The organism is Neolewinella aurantiaca (assembly GCF_008014675.1).
In the GTDB taxonomy this organism is placed as follows: Bacteria; Bacteroidota; Bacteroidia; order Chitinophagales; family Saprospiraceae; genus Neolewinella; species Neolewinella aurantiaca.
Genome location: NZ_VOXD01000020.1, coordinates 75801 through 96674 on the forward strand (window position 1 = coordinate 75801; position 20874 = coordinate 96674).

The window sequence follows — 20874 nt, forward strand, 5'->3', positions numbered from 1 at the left end:
CCGCAGCCTGAAGGCTGCCGAACGGGTCACCCCAGTATCTGCCCCAGCACCGTAGGGTCTTTGATCCGGTCATCCTCCGCCAGCAGCTTCATCTTCGAGATGATTTCCGCGGATTTCGGATCGTCGTCCAGGAAGGGGAGGAACATACGGCCACGGTGCTGGCTCTGCACCGCAATGATGTTGAGCTGCAAGCCGCTCTTGCTCACCATGCCGCTGCCGAGGTGGATGTTGTAGCTGCCGTGTTTGCCGTCGATCACGATGTGCCGTTCCTTGACTTCCACGTTGTCGGCTTTGAAGAGGCGGGCCGTCTCGCGGGCCAGCGCGCCGCGCATCTGTAGGGTAGAGTGGCTCGCCTCGGGGTCGACACCGCCGACGTGCGCGACGCTCACCACCAGGTCGATGTCGCGCATCACCTCGCTGAAGAGGACGGGGTCGAGGTCTTCGAGTTTCAGGGTTTGTCCCTTGCGGCTGTGGAAAGTGACGCCTTCGATGACGGGTACTTCCACGTCCGAGGGGGAGAACCAGTCGGCCATTGCGTACATCGTAGCGATCACATTTTGCTTGTGGTAGACTTTTTGGAGACCTTCGGAATCGCTGATCGTCCAGCCGCGCCCGCGGAGCAGGGCGGTTGCTTTGCGCGGCTGAATCTGATGTCCCTGGTAACGCAAAGACTGAATTTTGGCTTCCTTCTCATCTTTCGTGATGAGGTACAACTCCCGGAATATCTGTTTGAAGGGCTGAACGAGTTGCTGGTCGAAGGCAAGTTTTTGGTACAGGTCCCATTCTATCAGTTGGTAGAGGTGCGCAGGGTGCGCAATGACTATTTTTTCGTCCGGCGTGGGGAGGTGGCTTTTCCCCTGAAGGCCGACAAGTTGGTTTTCGCGCCAGAAGCCAGTCGCGCCGGTTTCCTCAGAGTAAAGAACCAACTTGGACAGCAGCGGACGAACGACGGGGTGGAGACTGATGCGTATCAGGTCTTCAACGGTAAAGGTGGTGCCGTTCAGCATCGCGTTTTCTAACGATGTCCGGGTCCGGCTGAACTGTTTGCGCAGGTACGTTTTGTGCTCCTTCAACTCCACGATCGCTTTATGCTTGCGCAGTTTGGCGGGAATGGTTTTTTGGGGTTTGCCGTCTTTAGCGACCAAAATATCGGGCCTGCCGTCTTCGTCGATGATGAGTTGAACGGTTACCTTATCGATCCCGATCAGGCTGCGCTCCATGATGCGGCGGGTGGTTTCGGCCTCCATGATCCAGCCGAAGCGGACGGTATCTTCGTGGCCCGCGTTGCGGGCCAGGTTATCGAGCCCGATGCGGGCAGCGGTTTTTTCACTCTCCTGGCGCTGCGCGCCAAACTGCTTACTGTCCTGAATAAATTGCTGGAGCAATTTGTAGCGGTTCAGAACGTCTTTTTCCGGATTGGTGCGGCTGAACGGAATCAGGCCAAGCGCCTTCACGTACACCTTGTCGCGCTTCTCTTTTATCTTCTTCAGCGTTTCGGTGATCTTCACTTCGCCCAGCATCACGGCGCTGTATGTTTTTACCTGGCGGTGGCCGTTACCGTCCGAAATATACTTCGAGGCTTCGTGCAGAAGTCGCCAGTTTTTGCGGCCAACGGATTGGTAAGCGGTGTGAAACCAATCGATATCAATTGCTCCTTCCCGGAAGTCTGCTTTCTCGATCGGGCTGAACTGCGAAATGATCGTTTCTTTATGCGCGTTCATATAACCCGAAGCGTGGGCATGAAACCACCACACGGCAATCTCCAGATCGGGGATGTTGAGGTATTCACCGATCCAGGGGCACCACTGGGGCGCGTACATGGCCACTTCGAGCCAGCGTGCGGTGGTTACCGGACTCTTTTTGGCGCGGGCGCTGAACGCGGGTGCAGTATCGGTTTCCAGGGCAAAACTCTTCTTCAGGATGGCACTGAAACTCTCTTTTTTGGAGGTCTCGCTGCCGTAGGAGTAACCACGGTGGAGGGTTTCTTTACCGAGTCTTTCTATCGTTTCGAACAGGTAGTTCATGCCTTCCACCATGGTGATCTGGTTGACGTAGCGGGTCGCGTCGGTCGGAAGGTCTCCCCGTTGAAGTTCCAGTTCGAGCAAGTTGTCGCGCAGCGGTGGCATGATGTGCTCGGGAACGACGAGGTCGTCGAGCTTGTCGCGGCGCAGGTAATTGCGGTTGCCGTTCAGGAGCTGGAAGATGGCATTGAGGTGCAGGCTCTGCAGCAGCAGGTCTTCGTCCGTAATCAATCCCTTTTCGTGAAGGAAAAGGTTGATCCAGATTCCCGGTTTGGGGTAGTTGTTGTTGCGGCCAGGGTTAACGAGCGCGAGCGCCTTGATGCTAACTTCCAACTTTGTTTGCACCAGCGTGCGCGCCATCAAATACATTTTTAGGTCCCACAACCGCTTTACTACCGCAGGGTCTTGCTGCTCGAGCCGTAATAGGGTGGGGTTGGAGATGTTGCCGGGTACGGCTTCCTGAATGTGGTTGGCCCAGAAGACGGTTGTTTCCCCTCCCCATCTGGTTTTTACGGAAACGGGGTGTTGCAGGTCGGCGGGTATGCGGGCAATCATGTCCTCCAGCAGGTCTACCTGAAAGCGGAATATCGTTGGCTTGTCGCCGAAGGCCTCCAGGAACCAACCGAGCATATTTGCCAGGCGATTCATGCTGTTTCTTTTCTCGGCGGCTTTTGCGGGCAGGCCCTCTTCGGGAATCCGGATAGCATACTGGTTCAGAAACGGCTCAAACGGTCCGGTAAGGGAACGGTAGTCGTCCTGTCGCAACGCCTCGATGCCGAAGAGCAATTCGAAATCGTTGAGGTTGGAGCGCTGGTACCACTCCAGCCAGACTTCGGCCAGGGGCAGGTAGTTCAGCTTTTCCCGGGCAGACATACCGAAGGCTTTGGAATCCGTAAGCCCCAGGGCATTCTCCAGCAGGACCAGGTCGCAGTGTTGCTGGTTGTACCACATCTCGTATTCCAGCTTACCGTGCTTTTGCAGGAGGCCGAAGAGCTCCTGAAACGCAGCAAACATTTTCTGAGGGTTCACCAGCTCGGGCAACAGGAAGGAGTTTCCGCCGGTTACCTGGTTTACAATGCTTCGCGCGGCCGATTTCAGTTTGTTGGCCAGGCCTCCGGCAGCGTCTTTTTTGAACTGTATTTTTGGCTCGACCAACGGGCTGAGTTTATCATGGTCGATCACCCCGAAACCATTGGCGAAAGAGATTTCGTTCTCCAGCGGAGCATCGAATTTTGCCAATAGTACCTCCTCGTTTTTATTGAATTTGGTCCGCTCGCGGTACAATCCGTTTTGGGCCAGCACGAAAGTGGTCAGCTTATTCGCGTCGTAAAGGACGGTCAGGATCTCCAGGGCGGCCAGGCGCTGGTCTACGCTCCTGGCTACGATGAGCTCGGAAACGATTGCTTTGAGCGTTGCCTCTTCCTGGCCCAGAATAACTTTTATGAGTTCGCTGCGCAGTTCTTTGCCTTTTCGGCGAAGTAGGTCAATGATGAGTTTTCGGTCTTCATCTTCCAGCTCCAGTGCGCCCAGAAAGCGAATGCCGGTAGCCATCACTCCGCTGTTACGATCAGAAGACGCCTGCCGTATCAGTTCGCGTTTCCAGTCTTCGGCGGCTGCAGCCTTTGCCTTCTTTTTATCGATCGGGGTTCCGTAGCTCAACGACCAGCTGTAGTTGTCCGGGAAGATTTTGCGCATCAGCCGTTCGCGGGCTTCGGACGGTACCTTGGTGATGTCTTCGCACAGGCGGCGGAGCTGCTCCGGGCCGGCGCTGCCAATGAGCCAGTTGTAGAAGTACATTGGTGTAGCGGACACAGAACTCCAGCTGAATACTGTGCCGGCAAATGTTTTGCCTTCTTTGGGGAGGTTGTCTCCGTAGCTTACGATGCGGTCGTAGAGGCTGGTGGTCAGCTCCATTTTTTTGGGAGCATTGAAGAGCAGCCAGTAATCGGTTTCGAGGTCTTCGCCGAAGTGATCCTGGATGTAGGCCCCAACATTTTTGTGGGAGAGCCCGGTCTGGTGTAAAAACATTAGCGCAACCAGGCGGCGGGTCTTGCTTTCACCGCCGATGATTTCTACGGCCTGTTCTATTGCCTCGTCCACATTGACAACACCGATGCTCCAAAGGGCGATGCTCAGCTCCAGATTGTCCTGGCTGTTGGTGATGGCTGCTGAGGCAGCGGCCGGGTCGGAGAGGAGGCTGTCGGCAAGAGTCAATGCCCGTTCTATTGTTTTCTTTTTAGGTGCTTCCCAGCCAAAGCCGAACCATGTGTCGACGGCCCGGATGACGGAACTGAAGCGCCCCAGGTCGTTAGCGAGAATTAACCTGACGAAGTGCTGAAGTGCACCAATAGACGTTTCGTCAAGGCTTTCCAGGACGGTTTGCCGCAGGCCCTCCTGCCGCTGGGCGGCAAGGAGAAGGTCTTCGACGAGCTTCCAGTTTTGCGGATCGTTCGTTGTGAGCAAACCCATGATTATGCCTTTGTTGACAATGCCTGTTTCGTCTTCGCCGGCTATGATGTCGGCGAGAACTTCACGCAGGGAGTCTGCAGTAGACGGAGTATTCAAGGCTGCGGTAAACCAGAGTGCGAGATTAGGAGCCTGCCACTGTTGGTAGCCTCCGTACCGGGCGGTCTGGAGGATATCGAGTTGGGCGAAGCCGATTTTGCCGACCAGGTACAACTGGCGCATTCGTTCGAGCCGACGTTCGAGCGGATTAACCTCCGGCTTACGGCGGAAGGGGCGGCGGGAATACCCCGACTGGTAGGGTAGTGTTTTGGTTATTTCCCAAACAACCGGTACGAGGTGCGCCTTAGGCGCACCGTATAGAATCACAGCCAGCTTTTTGCCGTCATCAGATAGCCAGGGGTTGAACGAGGGGTCTTCTCCGAAGGCCGTCACAAAAACTTCGTGATCTGGCTTGCGGTTGGAGTCGTGGTGTACCCTGGAGATTAGGATGTTCGCTAACTGACGATGGGCCTGACTCAGATGGCTGAAGTGTTCCGGTTTGAGTTCCGGTGACTGGTGTTGGGTCAGGAACTTAGATGCTTTTTCTGCAGGAATCATTTGGTGTGGTTCTGTGGCTCCCGGCCGGAGGCCGGGTTCCGCAAAGGAATGATCTCTTCACGATAGCCAGTATTACAGGTGTTGTGTTGAATGGGGCAAAATAAGAGGGCTACCAGAGCAGGCCCGTAAGAAAAGTGAGGCGTATGAAAGTAACTTCGGACCCTTCGGAAAGAATGATCTCCTGCTCCAGGTCACGAATCTCGTCGTCGTTCAGGAAAACGAGGAATACTCCATCGGCATGGGCCTGAAGGGCAACGGAGATGGCCTGGTCGAGATCGGCTTCTTCGGTATTCGCTACTTCTCCGAAACCGACTTTTCCGTCCTGAGACTGTTCCTGAATTTCAGCCGGACTCAAAAAAGCAAAGAGCTTGGGCTCGGTGCGGGAGGCATTGGAACGCTCAACTTCGTTGGTGACGGTTACGCGAATCAGATCAGAAAGTGTCTTAACCTCCGTTGGGATTCGGTAAGGAACGGTATGGACGCGCTTTTTGCCAAGCCGTTTTAGCCGAAGGCTTATTTCAGTCATAAACAAGGGTATTGTTGAGGAATCAACCGGAGGTGTAAATATATAACTTTATTGTGAATTGTGTGAAATTATGTAATCAATATTGTGCATAAATATGGTGCTTTTAGGCAATAGTAGGTCTGTTGCACGCCGCGGAGGGACACATGCTTGGAATTGTACCGTAACCATACGTCGTTGAAGCCTGTGATTTATCGTGCATGCCAACCGGACGAACGATGGGGCAAAGAACTGCGTCTTCTGAGAAACTCCCCTTGCACCTGCGACCGCGCCCTTATACTTCTTTTCGGCCGTTCAGACGAATGGTGAAATCCCTGACAGGAGTTCCACAATTGCTTGATGGGGCACTAAAGGTTGCGCGGGTCTACTACTGTGCCTGCAGCACTTCTACCCCCGATAGAGTAACCCACTACGAGTTCGATACTGCCACTTTGGGAAGTGTTGAGTTCGCTGAGGCCGAGGTCGTAAGCGAGGCACATTGATAGTTTTTCGGACAGGTAGAGTCCGCCCAAAAGACTGGCGCTTTCCCCTCCTCCGTTACCGCCGAGACGGTAAGAAAGTCCCGTAAAAAGGTTTTGGCCAATATGAGCGGTGAGGTTGAAATCTGCATCGAATGGTGCACCATTGACAAATTTGGCCAACATTTGAGGTTCAAGGGCGAGTTTTTCGGACAAAGCGAATTTGATGCCGCCCATGAAGTAGTAGTGTCTGGCTTCGCGGGAAATAATCGTGGCTTCATCGCCCAGGTCAATGTTGCTTTCCAGCAGCCGGGGCAGGCTGAAGCCAACATAATAATTCGGGCCATCTACGTACAAACCGGCCCCGAAGTTGGGGACGATCTTGGACTCAGTAGCGCCGGGGATGGCAACATCAACTCCTCCGCCCTGGGTAGGGCGGGCGTTCTGGTAGTCGATATTGAAGTAGCGGGCGGAAGCTGAAATGCCGATGCCCAGCCTGGTTCCCCGCCCGATGGCGAAGCGATAAGCGTAGCTGCCTTCAACATTATACTGTTGCTCAAGACCGATGGTCACCCGGCTGAGCCGGGCGGCAACGCCCGTACCGGATGCTGTAAGCGGAGTGTTGAAACTGGCCACCTGACTGCTGGGTGCCTCATCGAGGCCCAACCATTGCTGCCTGGCGGCAACCTGAAAGAGCGTTGATTCCGGAGAACCGGCCACGGCGGGGTTGAATCCCAGTTTGTTGTACATGAACTGCGTATACTGGGCGTCTTGCTGGGCGCAAAGAACAACGGAAAAGAACAGCAGTGCGGTAAGTAATTGGTAAGCTCTAGTCATGGCTCTTAGCGTTCAATTCTGACAGAACCGGTGTCGCCGTCGCGGACACCGCCAAAGTCAATGGTGTAAAAATAAGTAGCTACCGGAAGCTGACTTCCCTGATAAGTGCCGTCCCAGTCACTCTGGTAGGGTTTGCCACTACGGAAAACTTCGTCTCCCCACTGATTGTAGATCGTAACCTGACTCTCCGGGTATTGGTCTGTGTTCAGCAGGCAGGGAATGATGAACCGGTCGTTCATGCCATCTCCGTTAGGAGTGAAAATATTGGGAACTTCACACTCGGCATCGTCACCGATCTGAAAAAATACTGTTGCGGTTGCTGATGAACAACCCAAGCTGTTCACGGTGTAGTCAACTGCCAATTCGCCGGCGAAATTAGGTGGTGCATTGAAGGTGAAGGTTCCGTCGCCGTTGGAGATGAGGCTGGCTCCCATCGGTAGTTCTCCGAAGACGATACTTGTACCGTCGGGGAGTTCGTCGTTCTCCATCGGGTCGAAGGTTACGCTGCCCTGGAAGGCAACATCGTAGCCGTCGTCTCGGGGGCGGGGTGGCTCAGCGTAAGTGATTATTATGGTGTCCCGCGAGCGGTCGCCGCAGAAGCCTTCGTCCATTTCCCAAATGAAGGTATTGGGGCCGGGTGTCAATCCGATTACCGATGTGATGGGGGATTCGGGATCGACAATGGTAATATCGGTTGCAGGAGAATACCAACGGCCCGTTGATCCTACGGTCGGTGCATCGGCAGAGAGCACGGTGGTACGGTCATCATTACAAACGGTTTCGTCGCTTCCGGCAAAAGGAGTGGGGTCGCTTACGTTTACAACAACTACGTCTTCTTTTACGCCACAGTTGCTGGTGACGGTCCAGGTGAAAGAGTAGACATTATCTGGCTGGAGACCACGGATAACGGTATTCGGATCGGTAGGAGAAACGATGACCACGCCGAGGATGTCCTGAGCCAGGGCCTGGCTCCAAACTCCGCCGCTGCCGGGCATAGTAACGGCCGTAGCGTTGAGCTGAACATCTTCCCGAATGCACGCCAGCACGTTGTCTCCTGCATTTGCTTCCTCGCCGTCGGTGACGGTAAGCGTGATTGTGTCTGCAGCGTAGTTGATACAGCTGCCGTTAGAAAGCGTCCACGCAAACTGGTACGGCCCGCCAAATTGAGTGAGGCCTTGCACCGCGGTGGTCCGGGAAGCAGGGTTGATGATCGTGACATCTCCTGATCCGCTGACCATAGACCAACGACCTGAGCCTGCGCCACCGGGAGCGGCTTCGAGCAGAAAAATTCCTTCACATATCAACGTGTCCCTACCGGCATCCGGTTGGAAATCATCGGTGTCGTCCAGCCGGATGTTGACCGGGGCGGAGAGCGCGCTGCTACAACCGTTCAGACTGGAACGAACGCTGAAGCCGAACAGGCCTCCGCCTTCGAAGAGACCGAAATCGGTAATTTCCAGTTGCAGTGAACTGGTGGGCTGCCCCACCTGAACCTGTCCGTCTTGAATGAACCAGGTGTACATCGCGCCTTCCGTTGCGGTGTTAGGGTTCACGCTTAGAGTGAGTGATGCATCAGGGTCACCCAAACAAATCGGATCGGCGGGTTGGGCCACCGGTACCCCGGGAGTGGGAAGTACAGAAACCTCAACGAACACCGTATCCGATGAACAGCCATTCTGGGTTGCGACTACACTGTAGGTCCCCGCATGCACTGCGGCGTCAGCACTAACGATTGTTGGGTTGGGTAGGCTGGAACTGAAGTTGTTCGGTCCCCGCCAGGCGTATGTTGCTCCCGCCAGATCGGTAGCCTGGAAGTTGATCGGCTGTCCACTACATGCTGGATCGTTGGCGGTAACGGTAATGGCAGGGAAGGGGGTAATAGTAATCGTCCTCCCTTCGGAAGGCAGAGAAGTACAGCCTCCGCGCAGTACCCGAACGGTGTACACGCCGGAGATGTCTGCTTCCACATCCTGCAGAGATAAGCTGTTGGTCGAGGTCGGAATAACGGTTCCGTCACCAAGTCGCCAGAGGTAAGTTACCCCCGCACCGAAATCGTTTGTCATGAGGTCGAGATCCGCTCCTTCACACACAGAAGTAACTCCGGATGGGGTAAAGGGGGTAGCGGGTTGCGCGGGAGCAAAGTCGAATTCTACGTTCATGCTGAACCGACGTGAAACACAACCGTCTCCGTTCTCTACCTGCAGGGTATAAGTACCGTTAGAGGATAAGCTCACGTTCGGGATAATCAGGGTGTCGTTACTGCTAGTGCCTTCCGGACCAGACCAGCGGTAAATGTACTCGCCCCCTGCAGGAAGAGCAGGGGTAATGGAGGCTGATAAACTGACGAGTTCGCCACCCGTAAGGCAGGTGCCCGAAGAAACGTTGATCGAGTCGATCGTGATGCCGGGAAGCACCTCTACGTTGAGGGTGTCGCGCGCAAAACAACCGGCAGGAGAAGTTACGGTAAGAACATAAGCTCCGTTGGCAGAAGTGTCGACGTCAGGGATGTTGACCGCAATCCCCTCGGCGGTAAAACCATCGGGGCCGGTCCAGCTGTAGCTACTGCCGGCAACGTTGCTGCCACCCTGTAGAATCAGATCGTTGCCCGTACACACCGGGTCAGGGATGGTGAAGACCATAGGAGTGGGGCTGGCCCCAAGGTTGACTAAAACCGGAGCGCTGGGCGCGGAAGGGCAGCCGTCACGCTGGATGCGCACCGTCCACTCGCCGGCAACCGAAGAGGAAACCGGAGCAATTCTCAGGACCGGATCTGCTGTTTCGAACAGCAAACCATTGGGCCCGGCGAAGATGTAATTCGTTCCGTCTGTATCCTCAGCTTCCAGAATAAGGGTATCGGAAGGGCAGACAGGGCTAACGGGCAGCAGACTGGTTCCTGCTCCGGCGGGGAGGACGGTGAGCTCGAAGGTCGCTGGCTCACTGAAGCAACCTTCTGAGCGGACAGAGCGCACGCTGTAAACACCAGCATCATCCATTTGTACGTTTTCGAGCGAGATGGTACGCCCCTCGAAGCTGAAGTCGTTCGGTCCGGTCCATACGTAGTCGAGCGAGGCCATTCCCTCTGCTGAAATGGTAAAGTTGCTCAGTTCGCAGGCTTCTGCGGCGGTGGTGGCGAGGCTTACGGTTGGTTGTGTAGCCGTGCCAACCGTTTCTACATTGGACGGAGCCGAAGCACAGCCGTTCACGTAAGCGATGGCGTAGAAATCTCCGGAAGTGGCACCGTCGGGGAAAGGTGCAGCAAAGGTGGCAACCGTACTTTCGCCAAGGTAAGTGCCAGCCCCCGGCTGGCCACCAAACCACTCGTAACGGACCTGGCCCGAATAACTGGAAACTGACGTAAGTACAGCGTCGTCGCCGATACAAACACGCAACGGAGCTTCGATCACGGGAGCAGGAGGAATGTTGCCAATGTCTATATTCACAACGGCTTCGGAGCTACAACCGGTTAGCCCTCGGATGGTTACTCTGTACGCTCCTTCCTGACTTTCGTCCACACCCGGGATCACGGGGTTTTCCTGAGTGCTGATCAGGTTGCCTTCGGGAGAGAACCACTGGAAGGTATAAATAGTCTGTCCGGGTTCCGCTATAGTCGGAGGGTTAGCAAACAGCCGCAGGGTGTCTCCGCCACATATCGAAGTACTGGCAGTAGGCGCCGGTGGCAATGGCGCAATGCTCACAATGGTGGAGCAGGAGCTCTGGTTGCCCGATGCATCGGTAAGATCGAGGGTCACGTTTACGGTCTCGCCGTACTGCTCGCAGGAAAATACATCAGGGCTCAGCCTCATGCTGTCGATCGAACAATTGTCGGTGCTGTTACTCCCGATGGTGGCGGGATCTACGGTGATGGGGATAAGCCCCGAAGGATCAACAAAAACAGTAGTTGGTGTACAAACTGCAATAGGGGGGGTCGTGTCCTGAACCATAACGGTGAAGGAACAGGTGTCGGCATTACCGCTCATGTCCGTAACTATGTAGGAGAAGTCGGTAACCCCCTGGTTGAAAGCGACGTTGGGGCGGGGAGTGCCCGGGTTGGTCGGTTGGGTTTGAATGACGGTAGCACCGGTTGTGAAGTATTGTGGGAACAGCGTGCGATAGCTTGCCGTTACGGCAACGCCTGAGAGGCCATCGTCGCCTCCTTCTGAGGAGATAGCGGCCGGGTCACAGGGAGTTACCCCGTCGCCTTCCTGTCCGGGCGGAACGGTCACAACCGTAGGACGCAGTTCGAGGCGGAGGTTGCCGTTGGCATCGGTTTGTGCAAGAATCATGTGGGCGGCGGCGCGCAGGTGCAAGGTTCCTTCTTCGGAACAGCTGGCATCGCCCCGGGCGGTAGAGCCAAGGACGGTTCCGTCAGGCAAGAGCACCGAAAGGCTGGCCCGCGGGTTGCCGAAGTTGCCGAGGAAGCGTACGTCGAGATCAACGCTGTCTGTCAGCGTTGAAGGGATGTCGGTCAGGTCCGCGAAAATAGAGCCGGCCTGAAAGCTGTTGAGGTTAGGATCGTAATTAAACGGGAAGAGAGCCAGCTGACCATTGGCCGGGAAGGTTTCCGTTGTAACGGTGTAAGGCGTACAGTTGTCCATTACACTTACTGGCAGCGGAACTTCCAACAGGTACTGGCAGCTATCAGGACTAAGGATCACCTCAATGTCGTCGGGGCAGGAAACGACGGGCGGCTCCTGGTCTTCTACAGTAACCGTAAAGCTGCATTCGTCTACGCTGCCACCACAGTCGGTTCCCCGGTAAGTAATCTGATGAAGGCCCGCGTCGAGCCGGGTCACCACGGTTTCAATGGGGTCTACTACGTTGAAACCATTTCCGTCGATATCTACTTCGTAAACGATTTCAGTGAGGCGGAAGGCGGCTTGCTGAAGGTGGATGTAAGCCCGGCTGCCACCGTCGCAAAGATTGTTGATGGCAAATGTACCCGGCTGCCCTTCGGGGATGTTCGGTTCAAGGCGGAAGCTTATTACTCCGTCACGGGCAAAGCGGGTAAACTGAAATGGTGTGATACTATCCAGCGTAACCACTGTTTCACACTGTACCGTTCCCTGTTCCGTAGTACCCAGGAGGGTGCCGTCTTCAGCGTAGATGAAGAAGAACTCGTCGTCTCCTTCGGCGTCTACGTTTTCGAGGGTGATGGTGTACCGGCCCGTAGTGAATCCATTAACGGGCAGGCCGGTTGGGATAACAAGGTTGAACTCCAACGGGTCAACCGGTACGGAGCCCAGCTCCGCCTGATTCGTCGCTGCACTGGTAATCTCTACCGTGTCGCGCAGGTTCAGCTGAAAGGGTGTTCCGCTGGAACACTGGTCCTGAATCGTAGGTGCAGGCAGCACCACTTCCGCAGAACAGAGCCCGGGCTCCGTCGGGATAACCTGACTCTCCGGACAGTCGAAAATGTTGATCGGCTGTTCGTCGATCTGACGATACTGCATGGTCGTGGTCGTTGTGTTACCACAACTGTCGGTAACAATGATGTCGACCGAAATCCGGCGGACGGTTCCGTCCGCTTCCATACAGTTGATCTCGGGGAGCAGGGGGAATTCATTTGTGCCTGACTCAACGAGGGTGATGGCCAGCCCGTCTTCACCGGTACAGTTGTCGGCAAAACGGGCCCCTCCGAGCTCGCTCAGCCAGGTGTTGAAGCGGAACTCCTGGGTCACAATACTATTACAACTCGTGATGAGATCAGAAGGGGCTGTGATGATCACCGGTGCACTGGTGTCAGTTACTGTGATCATTTGGGTGAAAAACCCGTCGTTACCACAATCGTCGAAAATCCGCCACTCCCGGGAAACCATGAAGTTGCCGGGGCAGTCGCCGGGGATGATTTCATCTTCGTAAGAGAGGTTGACAGTTGGGTCGCAGTTGTCGAGGAGGTTAAAGGGCATTCCCGTTACGGCGGTATTCTCGTAATCGGAACAACTAACGGAAACCTGAGACGGTGGTGCGTCGAAGCTCGGAGCCAGTTCATCTCTCACTCTGATCTGTTGTACCCGGATACGGCTGTTTCCGCAGAGGTCGGTCACCCTCCATGTTCTGTTTACATTGAAGCGGGCGGAGCAGGTCCCAATCGGAATAATTTCGTCGGAGAAGGTTACCTCCAGTTCGTCTACTGGTGTGCAGTTGTCGCTGAGGTCAGTCGGCCTGCCCGTAAGGTCGAGGTCGTTTGGGTCCTGGTTGCAGCGGAGCGTTACAAGGTTAGGCCGGACGAAATCCGGTACTTCATTGTCCCGGATTTCGATCAGCTGGCGAACAATGGTCGTCATGCCGCAACGATCGGTTGCGATCCAGGACCGACGAAGGTCGTAGTTGTACTCGCGGCAGGAGCCATCGGTCAGTTGCGTAGTAGTTTCGGTAAACATCAGGGTGGCTGATGTGTCGCAGTCTTCAACGGTCACTTCGGGGATGACGGGTATTTGATCTGAGCAACTGATCTGGAAGGAATCGTTGATGGCACCGATAATAACCGGTGCTACCGTATCGACGGTGAAATACTTGAAGGCCACCGTAGCGGTATCGCCGCAGAGGTCCGTAACGGTAAAGGTGACTTCGAGGGAGTCGTTGCAGGAGAAGTCAATTAAGCTGGCGGGGGCATCATCAATCAGAGAAACGATCGGAGCGCAATCGTCCAGAACGGCAGCCGCTGTTGCAACGCGGCGATCGCCAAGCCAGCGGTCATAACTGTCAGGGTCTCCGGCAGCATTCACCGATCTGCAGTCTACAGTATCCCTGAAAGAAGGCAGAAGTGAATAATCGAAAGACGGAGCGTTGTCTCCCGGAGCGGGTCCGAAAGCAATCACCTGCTCCTGGCGGATGGTGTTGACTTCACCTTCTTCTTCCCATATCCTGAGGACGCTGCCTCCGCTACAGGGAGCATCGGGAGTACTCAATTCGTCGTATGACTGAACAAGGATGGTGTCGAAGGCACCCGGCCCTAAGACGACGGCAGCGCGTAGCTTGGAGGAGACGGGTATGTCCCCAAAGCAAGATACTGAGGTGTCATCCGGAGCATCATCAATGAAGATGAGTGCACCGGTCTGTGCACTGAGTGCCTGGGTAGATATGGTGAAGAAAAAGATGGTGACAAACTGCAGCAAATGCCACCTGTTGGTTGTGCAAACGGGATTACGGTTCATGCCGTGGAGGAGATTACGATGGGATAATACGGGGGGAAAGGAATGGTAGGAAGCCTGAGACACGGCTACGTGCTCAATTCCCCCGCATGGTGCGGAGCGAGTAAATAGTCATTGGGATTGAAAGCTTAAAAATCGGTTTGTAGATAGCGGTTGGGGATTGGCCGCGTAGAGTTACGCAAATATACGAGTGATTTGCTTATCTAGTTTCCAGGATTCACAGGAGTTACACCGACTGTTCCGATGCAGGAGGGGGTAAACCAGGATTAAGGGGCGGTGCGGACCGTCTATCCGGCGAGGGGACTCCTGCTACAAGTCATTTTCTGCTGAGGTTTTCCGCATAAGGGCTGGCACGGGAGGGGTTAAGAAGCGGAGACATCTCCGTTTCTTAACCCGCCATGCACCTGCGGCCGCGCCCACAATTTTAATGCTGGGAAAAAAGCTTAGCCTTCCTTGATGGACGTAAACAGGTCGTAGCTGTCGCTTAAACGCTGTACGGCAGTTTCCTGACCGATCGCTTCGAGCATGTCAAAAGCATCGGGCCCTTGTACTGATCCACTGAGCGCAATCCGGATGATCGGAAGCACGGCGCCAAAACCAAGTTCGTTGGCCTCCATGAATGCAACCACGGCAGCTTTGATGGAAGAGGCGGTCCAGTCGTCGTGCTCTGCGAGCACGTTCGCCAGGATGTCGAACTTAGCGCGATTGTCTGGTTTCCATTTTTTGCGAATGGTCTTTTCGTCGTAGGCTGAAACGGGGGCGACAAAATAGCTGCCGTTACTGAAAAATTCGGGCAACAAATGGACGCGTTCTTTCAGTAAGCCTGCAATCTGTGCTGCTTTTTCGGAGGAGAGCTCAAAATCGTGTTTGCTGAATTCGGACTGTACAAGAGGGGCGAGTTCAGCTTCGCTTTTTGCGATGAGGTACTGTTGGTTAAACCATCTTCCTTTTTCGATGTCGAAGCGGGCTCCGCTTTTATTGATGCGCTCGAGGTCGAACGCCTTGATCAATTCTTCGAGCGAGAAAATTTCCTGCTCGGTACCTGGGTTCCAGCCCAGGAACGCCAGGAAGTTTACGAGTGCTTCGGGGAGGAAGCCATCTTCGCGGAAGCCTGCGGCAACTTCGTCTTTTTGTTTGTCTTCCCAGCGCAGGGGGAAGACGGGGAAACCGAACTTAGCACCGTCGCGCTTGCTCAGTTTGCCTTTTCCGTTCGGGTTGAGCAGCAGCGGGAGGTGAGCAAATGTGGGCATGGTGTCTTCCCAGCCGAAGGCGCGGTAGAGGAGTACGTGCAGAGCAGTGCTCGGCAACCATTCTTCGCCGCGGATCACGTGGGTGATTTCCATCAGATGGTCGTCCACGATGTTGGCAAGGTGATAAGTAGGCAGGCCGTCGGCCTTCATCAATACCTGGTCGCCCAACTCTGAGGTCTGGAAACTCACCTGTTCCCGCACACTGTCGGAAAAATTGACCGTGTTGCCCGGATCGATGCGGAACCGGACCACGTAAGGCGTTCCGTCGGAGAGCAGGTTTTCGACCTCGGCTTTTTTCAGGCTGAGGCTGTTGCGCATGCTCATCCGGGTAGAGGCATCGTAGCGGAAATTATGGTTGCCCGCTTCTTTTTCGGCCTCCCGGCGGTTGTTCAATTCTTCTTCTGTATCGAAGGCGTAATAGGCTGAACCATTGGCCAAAAGTTTTTTTACGTATTCTGCGTAAATATCCCGGCGCTCACTTTGGCGGTAGGGACCGTAATTACCGCCTTTTTGCGGACTTTCGTCTGGGCTGATACCACACCATTCCAAGGCTTCCATAATGTAATCCTCAGCACCCTCAACGTACCGTTTCTGGTCGGTATCTTCTATTCTGAGGACGAAAACGCCACCCGTTTGGCGGGCCAATAAGTAATTGTAGAGGGCGGTGCGGAGACCACCAATGTGCAACGGGCCGGTGGGAGAGGGGGCAAAACGGACGCGAACGGGGTTCATGGGATTGTAATTAAGCAAAGGGGTAGTTGTACGAATTTTTATTTTGCAGGCAGCGGAATAAACTACAAATACGTTTCTTCGTTAGATAGTTCATCCCCAACAGCACAGGCAAAGGTAGCGGATTCGTTTTGCACAATCACGTAAGCCGCACCAAACCTTTTTTTTGCTTTACGTCTGAACCAACACCGGAAGTTTTTCATGGGCCGGTAGTAACACGTTTTTTTCAGTTTGTCAAGGCGGAACATAAGCACTAAAGATGCACAACCTATTCAGGCAGAGAAGGAAACTTCTGTGGGCCTGGCGGGCGTTGTAATCTCATAATCCAACCCAAATTATCTCCCCCCGAGCATGTATCTTATTAAAACACCAAGCGTAATTCAGAAACTCTTCCCAAGTTTTCACTGGAAGGTGGATACCCCTAAAGAAACTCCGGTACTTTACCTGACTTTTGACGACGGCCCCATCCCACAGATAACTCCCTGGATTCAGGAACAGCTCGCTGCTTTCAACGCTAAAGCTACTTTCTTCTGCGTAGGCAATAATGCTCGTCGCTACCCCGAACTCATGGAGGCCACGCTTGCCGCGGGGCACTCTGTCGGTAACCACACGATGCATCACCTCGACGGGTGGAAGTCAGACAACCTACCTTATTTTCATGACGTTCGTCACTGTGCTCTGCAGGTGAAGAGTTCGCTTTTCCGGCCGCCCTACGGGCGGCTTAAGCCCGCACAGGCTCAGTTCCTGACGCGCCACTACGAAGTAGTAATGTGGGATGTACTCTCCGGAGACTTCGATCCGGAATTGACCGCCGAGGACTGTTTCAATAACGTAGTGCGCAATGCCCGCTCCGGGAGTATTGTCGTTTTTCACGACAGCCTCAAGGCCGAAGACACCGTTCGTGCGGTGTTGCCGCGCCTGTTGAAGCACTACGCAGAGTTGGGTTACAGTTTTGAAGCACTCACCCCGGAGTTGCTCACGCAAAGAAAAGCCGAACTGGCACCCCAACTGCAGACCGCGTAAAGACCTAATTTCTTTTTTGTTACTCAATGCTAATTGGTATGGCCGTGCTTCCCCTCCCGGGGGGAAGCGTGGCCCTTCTTTTTTCAGGGCAGGGGAGAGTAAGGCGCCTGGAGAAAAAATGCCCTACCTGATAAGCCAGGAAGCAGGGTTCAGGGGGGTCTTCCCTTTCCATATTTCAAAGTGAAGGGCGTCTCCTTCAGCTGTGGTGAGGCCCAGTTGTTGTCCGGCTTGTACCTGCTCTCCTTTGGAGATTTGGGGGTGCTCGATATTAGAGTAAACGGTGTAATAACCTCCGTGGCGGATCATGATTACGTTATGAAGGCCAGGGATCTCCCGCAGGCTGATAACCTCTCCGGCAAAAACGGCTTCCACGCTTTCGCTTGCTCCTGCATCTATATCGATACCACTATTTTGAATTTTGACGGAGGGGACATCAGGGTGGGGCTGTGTACCAAAGCGGCGGACGATCTTGCCCCGTACTGGCCAACCCAACTTCCCTTTGCGCTTGTTGATGGAGCCACCCACGGTGTTGGTCATAGAGGCAACTACTCCTGTTTTACGGTCAGTTCTGGTCTTGCGTTCGTCGCGGGCAATGGCTCTGCTGATAGCCGCCCGAATCTCCTGATTCAGGCGTTCGCTCTGCTGTTGCTGTTTCCTTACTTCGGCCAGCAGGCTTTTCTCGCTGGAGGACAATTTGTTGACGATGGCGGTCTGGATAACGAGCTCTTCGCGTAGTGTGCCTGCCTGATCTTCGACGGCGTAAAGCAGGGAGTCTTGTTCTATTCGTTGTTCTTCCAGCAAAGCGATGCGCTCGTTCAGAGACGCACGCGTTTGCTGAATGAGGCGGGCCTGGCGGCGTCGGTATTCCCGGTACTGCCGCAGGTAGATTGCCCGCCGGAAGGCATCGTTAAATCCGCTGGCGTTGAGCATAAAGGCCAGCCAGCCATTACTGAGGCGGGCACGGTTGGCGGCCCGCAGGGCACTGCCGTATTCCTCGCCCATTCGGTCCAGGTCTTCACTCAGTGAAACGACGACGTTGGAGTCCCGGTGCAAGCGGGCAGCGTTGCGGTCTGCTTCAGCGTGCAGTGTTTCGAGCAGCTCCGTCCGTTGTTCTATTTGCTGGCGCAGCAGGCTGGCTTGCCCCACGGCTGCTCCGCGGCGGGCCTGCGTGGCCGCCAACCGCTGGTTGGTCTGGCGGAGTTCTTTCTGCAATCGTTGACGTTTTGCCTTCAACTCTTCGGCAGACTGAGCACAGATACCCCCAGCTGCCAGCACCAGCAGGCAGAGCAAAATGAAAAACCGCTTTGTAAGGAGCTCTTTTTTCAAGTCATGGGCTTATGTGCGCAAGATACGAATATAGCCGTGGAGGTTCAGCTCGCTCACAAACGATGCCGTCGACGGCGCGAACGCGGGTGCAGGGTGAGCTGAAAGGTAACGGATCTTACACCAGAAACGGATTGCTCTGCCGTTCCTTTCCGATGGTCGTCGAACCTCCGTGACCGGGGTAGACGATGGTCTCGTCCGGCAAGGGCATGAGTTTCGTCAGAATGGAGCCGATGAGGGTCTGGTGGTCGCCGCCCGGCAGGTCTGTCCTCCCGATTGATCCGTCAAAGAGCACGTCTCCGGCGATCAGGTAGTGCTCGGCTTTGTTGTAAAAGCAGATGCTGCCCGGCGAGTGGCCGGGGCAGAACAGTACGTCGAAACGAGCATCGCCGAGGGTGATGCTTTCTCCTTCGGCAATGAAGTAATCCGCAGGCGGAGAAGGAGTCATGGGCGGCATGCCGTACATGTTCACAACAACCGGAGCCGCCTGAAGAATGTCCTTTTCCAACTCGTGGATGCCCAGCTCCAGACCGTACTTCTTCATCACGTAATCGTTACCGAAGATGTGGTCGAAATGGCAATGGGTATTGATCAGTTTGACCGGTTTCAGTTGAAGTTTTTCAATCGTTCTGCTCAGCTCCTCTTCTTCTGCATTAGTGAAGCATCCCGGATCGAAAATGATCGCTTCAAGGCTGTCGTTGTCGTAAACGATGTAAGTGTTCTCCGCTACGGGGTTGAAGGTCAGACTTATTACGGTTGTCATTGCCAATTCTTTACCGGAGCAGTTCGTCTGCTCCGGGAAGGCGAAGTTAATCAACATCTCCGGTGAAACTTTTGTGAAGCCTGGCGAAGCGTTAGATAAGCGATATGGGAATGGCGATAAGCGATTTGGCTGCCACTGTTGGAAATCCGTCAGAAGGTGGTTTCGGTCCTGCCTGTTGTTTTTCATTTGCAGCAGGCGCTGCTTCAGCAGCCGGCTTACTTGTTCAAGGCTCCGGCTGAAGCGCGGTCCTACGGGAGGTAGATAAGGGCAGTTTTGAGCGTCCGGATTCTATCGATTATCCAGGATTCCAGCGGGGAGCACCGGGTAAGCTAATGGCCTAAGCGTTGCGCTCCACGTAACGGATTATCTTCTTGGCGATATCCTTACCGGTAGCTTTTTCGATACCCTCCAGCCCGGGAGAGGAGTTGACTTCAAGGACCAAAGGTCCTTTCTCTGATTGGAGTAAGTCGACACCGGCAACGCCGAGACCCATTGCCCTTGCGGCAATCAAAGCTGTGTTTTCCTCCTCTTCGGTCAGTTCGATGATGCTGGCCGTTCCTCCCCGGTGGAGGTTGGAACGGAACTCTCCTTCTTTCCCCTGGCGTTTCATTGCCCCAACGACTACGCCGTCGACGATGAATACCCTGATGTCGGCTCCTCCGGCTTCCTTGATGAATTCCTGAACGATGATCCGTGCTTCGATACCATTGAATGCTTCCATTACGGAGCCGGCAGCATTTTGTGATTCAGCGAGAATGACCCCCAGGCCCTGGGTGCCTTCCAGTAGCTTAAGGATTACCGGTGCTCCGCCTACGGAGTCCACAACATGCTCTACGTTTTTGGAGAAGTTGGTAAATACCGTCTTTGGTAATCCAACCCCTGCGCGGGCAAGTAACTGCAGGCTTCTGAGTTTATCCCGCGAGCGGACCAGCGCCTGAGACTCTACCGCGGTAAATATTTTCATCATTTCGAACTGGCGCACTACAGCCGTTCCGTAAAAAGTGACTGAGGCTCCGATCCGCGGAATCACCGCATCGATATTCTCGAGGTACCCTCCCTGATAGTAAATCTTGGGCTTCTTCTTTTCAAGCTCTATGTTACATTTCAGATGGTCGATGACCTGCATCTCATGGCCTAGCTTTTTGCCAGCTTCTACGAGCCTCTTTGTGGAGTATAAATTAGGCTGCCGGGAGAGTACAACTATTTTCATTGGAGGTTATTTTTGATTGTTTTCAATTTGCTGGAAAGATTGTATTTAGAAGAGTCAACTATGAATTTTCCCATCAGGAATTTACGCCCGATCAGAATAGGAAATCTCATCTCTCCCCGTTCGCTCAGGGAGAGCTCTATCGGGTAAAGTTTGTCGAAAAGAAATATCTTGGTCTTGATGGCATAGCGCTTCTCGGAGCTGCCAAATGAGTTTTTTACCTGCTTTTCCGTGAAGTGCTCTGTCGAGTATTCTTTGTTGTCGTATTGCTCGTGGGAAGGGTCGAGCAGGGTGAAAGTGAGGACTTCCTTTCCGTCCACTTCCTTCACTTCTGCTTTATGACAATGGATCGCTGAGGTGTAAGCTCCGGTGTCGATTTTAATGGCGAGGTCCTCAAGGCCCAGCTCCGGGAAATCACCTTTGTCTTTCCTTCCTATAATCGTCTTTTTCTTCAAAATGCCTTGGCTTTTCATCGTCAAAAAAGAAAGCCCCTGAACCAATTTAAGTCGATTCAGGGGCTACTGTC

10 protein-coding genes are annotated in these 20874 nt (G+C 54.4%); 1 reads left to right on the forward strand and 9 read right to left on the reverse strand.

Features of this window, described 5'->3' with window-relative positions:
- Window positions 1–26: 26 nt before the first annotated feature.
- From FUA23_RS13760 to gltX, 5 genes are all read right to left on the reverse strand, one after another.
- Window positions 27–5084 (reverse strand): DUF4132 domain-containing protein, encoded by a 5058-nt coding sequence (locus FUA23_RS13760; RefSeq protein WP_147931328.1) that lies wholly within the window; start codon window positions 5082–5084, stop codon window positions 27–29.
- 109 nt (window positions 5085–5193) lie between these two features.
- The gene (locus tag FUA23_RS13765; RefSeq protein ID WP_147931329.1) at window positions 5194–5610 is read right to left on the reverse strand and encodes a hypothetical protein; all 417 of its coding nucleotides are present in this window, start codon (window positions 5608–5610) and stop codon (window positions 5194–5196) included.
- Window positions 5611–5954: 344 nt separating this feature from the next.
- Complete coding sequence (locus FUA23_RS13770) at window positions 5955–6902, reverse strand: PorP/SprF family type IX secretion system membrane protein (protein ID WP_147931330.1); 948 nt, start codon at window positions 6900–6902, stop codon at window positions 5955–5957.
- A 5-nt stretch (window positions 6903–6907) separates the two neighbouring features.
- Window positions 6908–14056 (reverse strand): T9SS type B sorting domain-containing protein, encoded by a 7149-nt coding sequence (locus FUA23_RS13775; protein ID WP_147931331.1) that lies wholly within the window; start codon window positions 14054–14056, stop codon window positions 6908–6910.
- Between the two features lie 440 nt (window positions 14057–14496).
- Window positions 14497–16035 carry a glutamate--tRNA ligase gene (gene gltX, locus FUA23_RS13780; protein ID WP_147931332.1) on the reverse strand — a complete coding sequence of 513 codons (1539 nt, stop codon included), beginning with the start codon at window positions 16033–16035 and terminating at the stop codon, window positions 14497–14499.
- 348 nt (window positions 16036–16383) lie between these two features.
- On the opposite strand from gltX, the gene FUA23_RS13785 reads away from it, so the two are divergent.
- The gene (locus tag FUA23_RS13785; protein ID WP_147931333.1) at window positions 16384–17055 is read left to right on the forward strand and encodes a polysaccharide deacetylase family protein; all 672 of its coding nucleotides are present in this window, start codon (window positions 16384–16386) and stop codon (window positions 17053–17055) included.
- Window positions 17056–17178: 123 nt separating this feature from the next.
- Here FUA23_RS13785 and FUA23_RS13790 read toward each other — a convergent pair whose 3' ends face one another.
- From FUA23_RS13790 to FUA23_RS13805, 4 genes are all read right to left on the reverse strand, one after another.
- Window positions 17179–18267, reverse strand: a complete 1089-nt coding sequence (locus tag FUA23_RS13790; RefSeq protein WP_147931334.1) for a murein hydrolase activator EnvC family protein — start codon at window positions 18265–18267, stop codon at window positions 17179–17181.
- A 229-nt stretch (window positions 18268–18496) separates the two neighbouring features.
- Complete coding sequence (locus FUA23_RS13795; protein ID WP_246144221.1) at window positions 18497–19198, reverse strand: MBL fold metallo-hydrolase; 702 nt, start codon at window positions 19196–19198, stop codon at window positions 18497–18499.
- Between the two features lie 280 nt (window positions 19199–19478).
- On the reverse strand, window positions 19479–20351 hold the full coding sequence (rimK, locus tag FUA23_RS13800; RefSeq protein WP_147931335.1) for a 30S ribosomal protein S6--L-glutamate ligase: 873 nt from the start codon (window positions 20349–20351) through the stop codon (window positions 19479–19481).
- The gene (locus FUA23_RS13805) at window positions 20348–20803 is read right to left on the reverse strand and encodes an ATP-dependent zinc protease family protein (protein WP_246144223.1); all 456 of its coding nucleotides are present in this window, start codon (window positions 20801–20803) and stop codon (window positions 20348–20350) included. The genes rimK and FUA23_RS13805 overlap by 4 nt, the downstream gene beginning before the upstream one ends.
- Window positions 20804–20874: the final 71 nt, after the last annotated feature.

Excerpts from the sequence above, each read along its gene's own strand:
- FUA23_RS13775 (WP_147931331.1), bottom strand. The coding sequence starts at position 14,056 with ATGAACCGTAATCCCGTTTGCACAACCAACAGGTGGCATTTGCTGCAG.
- FUA23_RS13770 (WP_147931330.1), bottom strand. The coding sequence starts at position 6,902 with ATGACTAGAGCTTACCAATTACTTACCGCACTGCTGTTCTTTTCCGTT.
- rimK (WP_147931335.1), bottom strand. The coding sequence starts at position 20,351 with ATGAAAATAGTTGTACTCTCCCGGCAGCCTAATTTATACTCCACAAAG.
- FUA23_RS13795 (WP_246144221.1), bottom strand. The coding sequence starts at position 19,198 with ATGTTGATTAACTTCGCCTTCCCGGAGCAGACGAACTGCTCCGGTAAA.
- FUA23_RS13785 (WP_147931333.1), top strand. The coding sequence starts at position 16,384 with ATGTATCTTATTAAAACACCAAGCGTAATTCAGAAACTCTTCCCAAGT.
- FUA23_RS13760 (WP_147931328.1), bottom strand. The coding sequence starts at position 5,084 with ATGATTCCTGCAGAAAAAGCATCTAAGTTCCTGACCCAACACCAGTCA.
- FUA23_RS13765 (WP_147931329.1), bottom strand. The coding sequence starts at position 5,610 with ATGACTGAAATAAGCCTTCGGCTAAAACGGCTTGGCAAAAAGCGCGTC.
- gltX (WP_147931332.1), bottom strand. The coding sequence starts at position 16,035 with ATGAACCCCGTTCGCGTCCGTTTTGCCCCCTCTCCCACCGGCCCGTTG.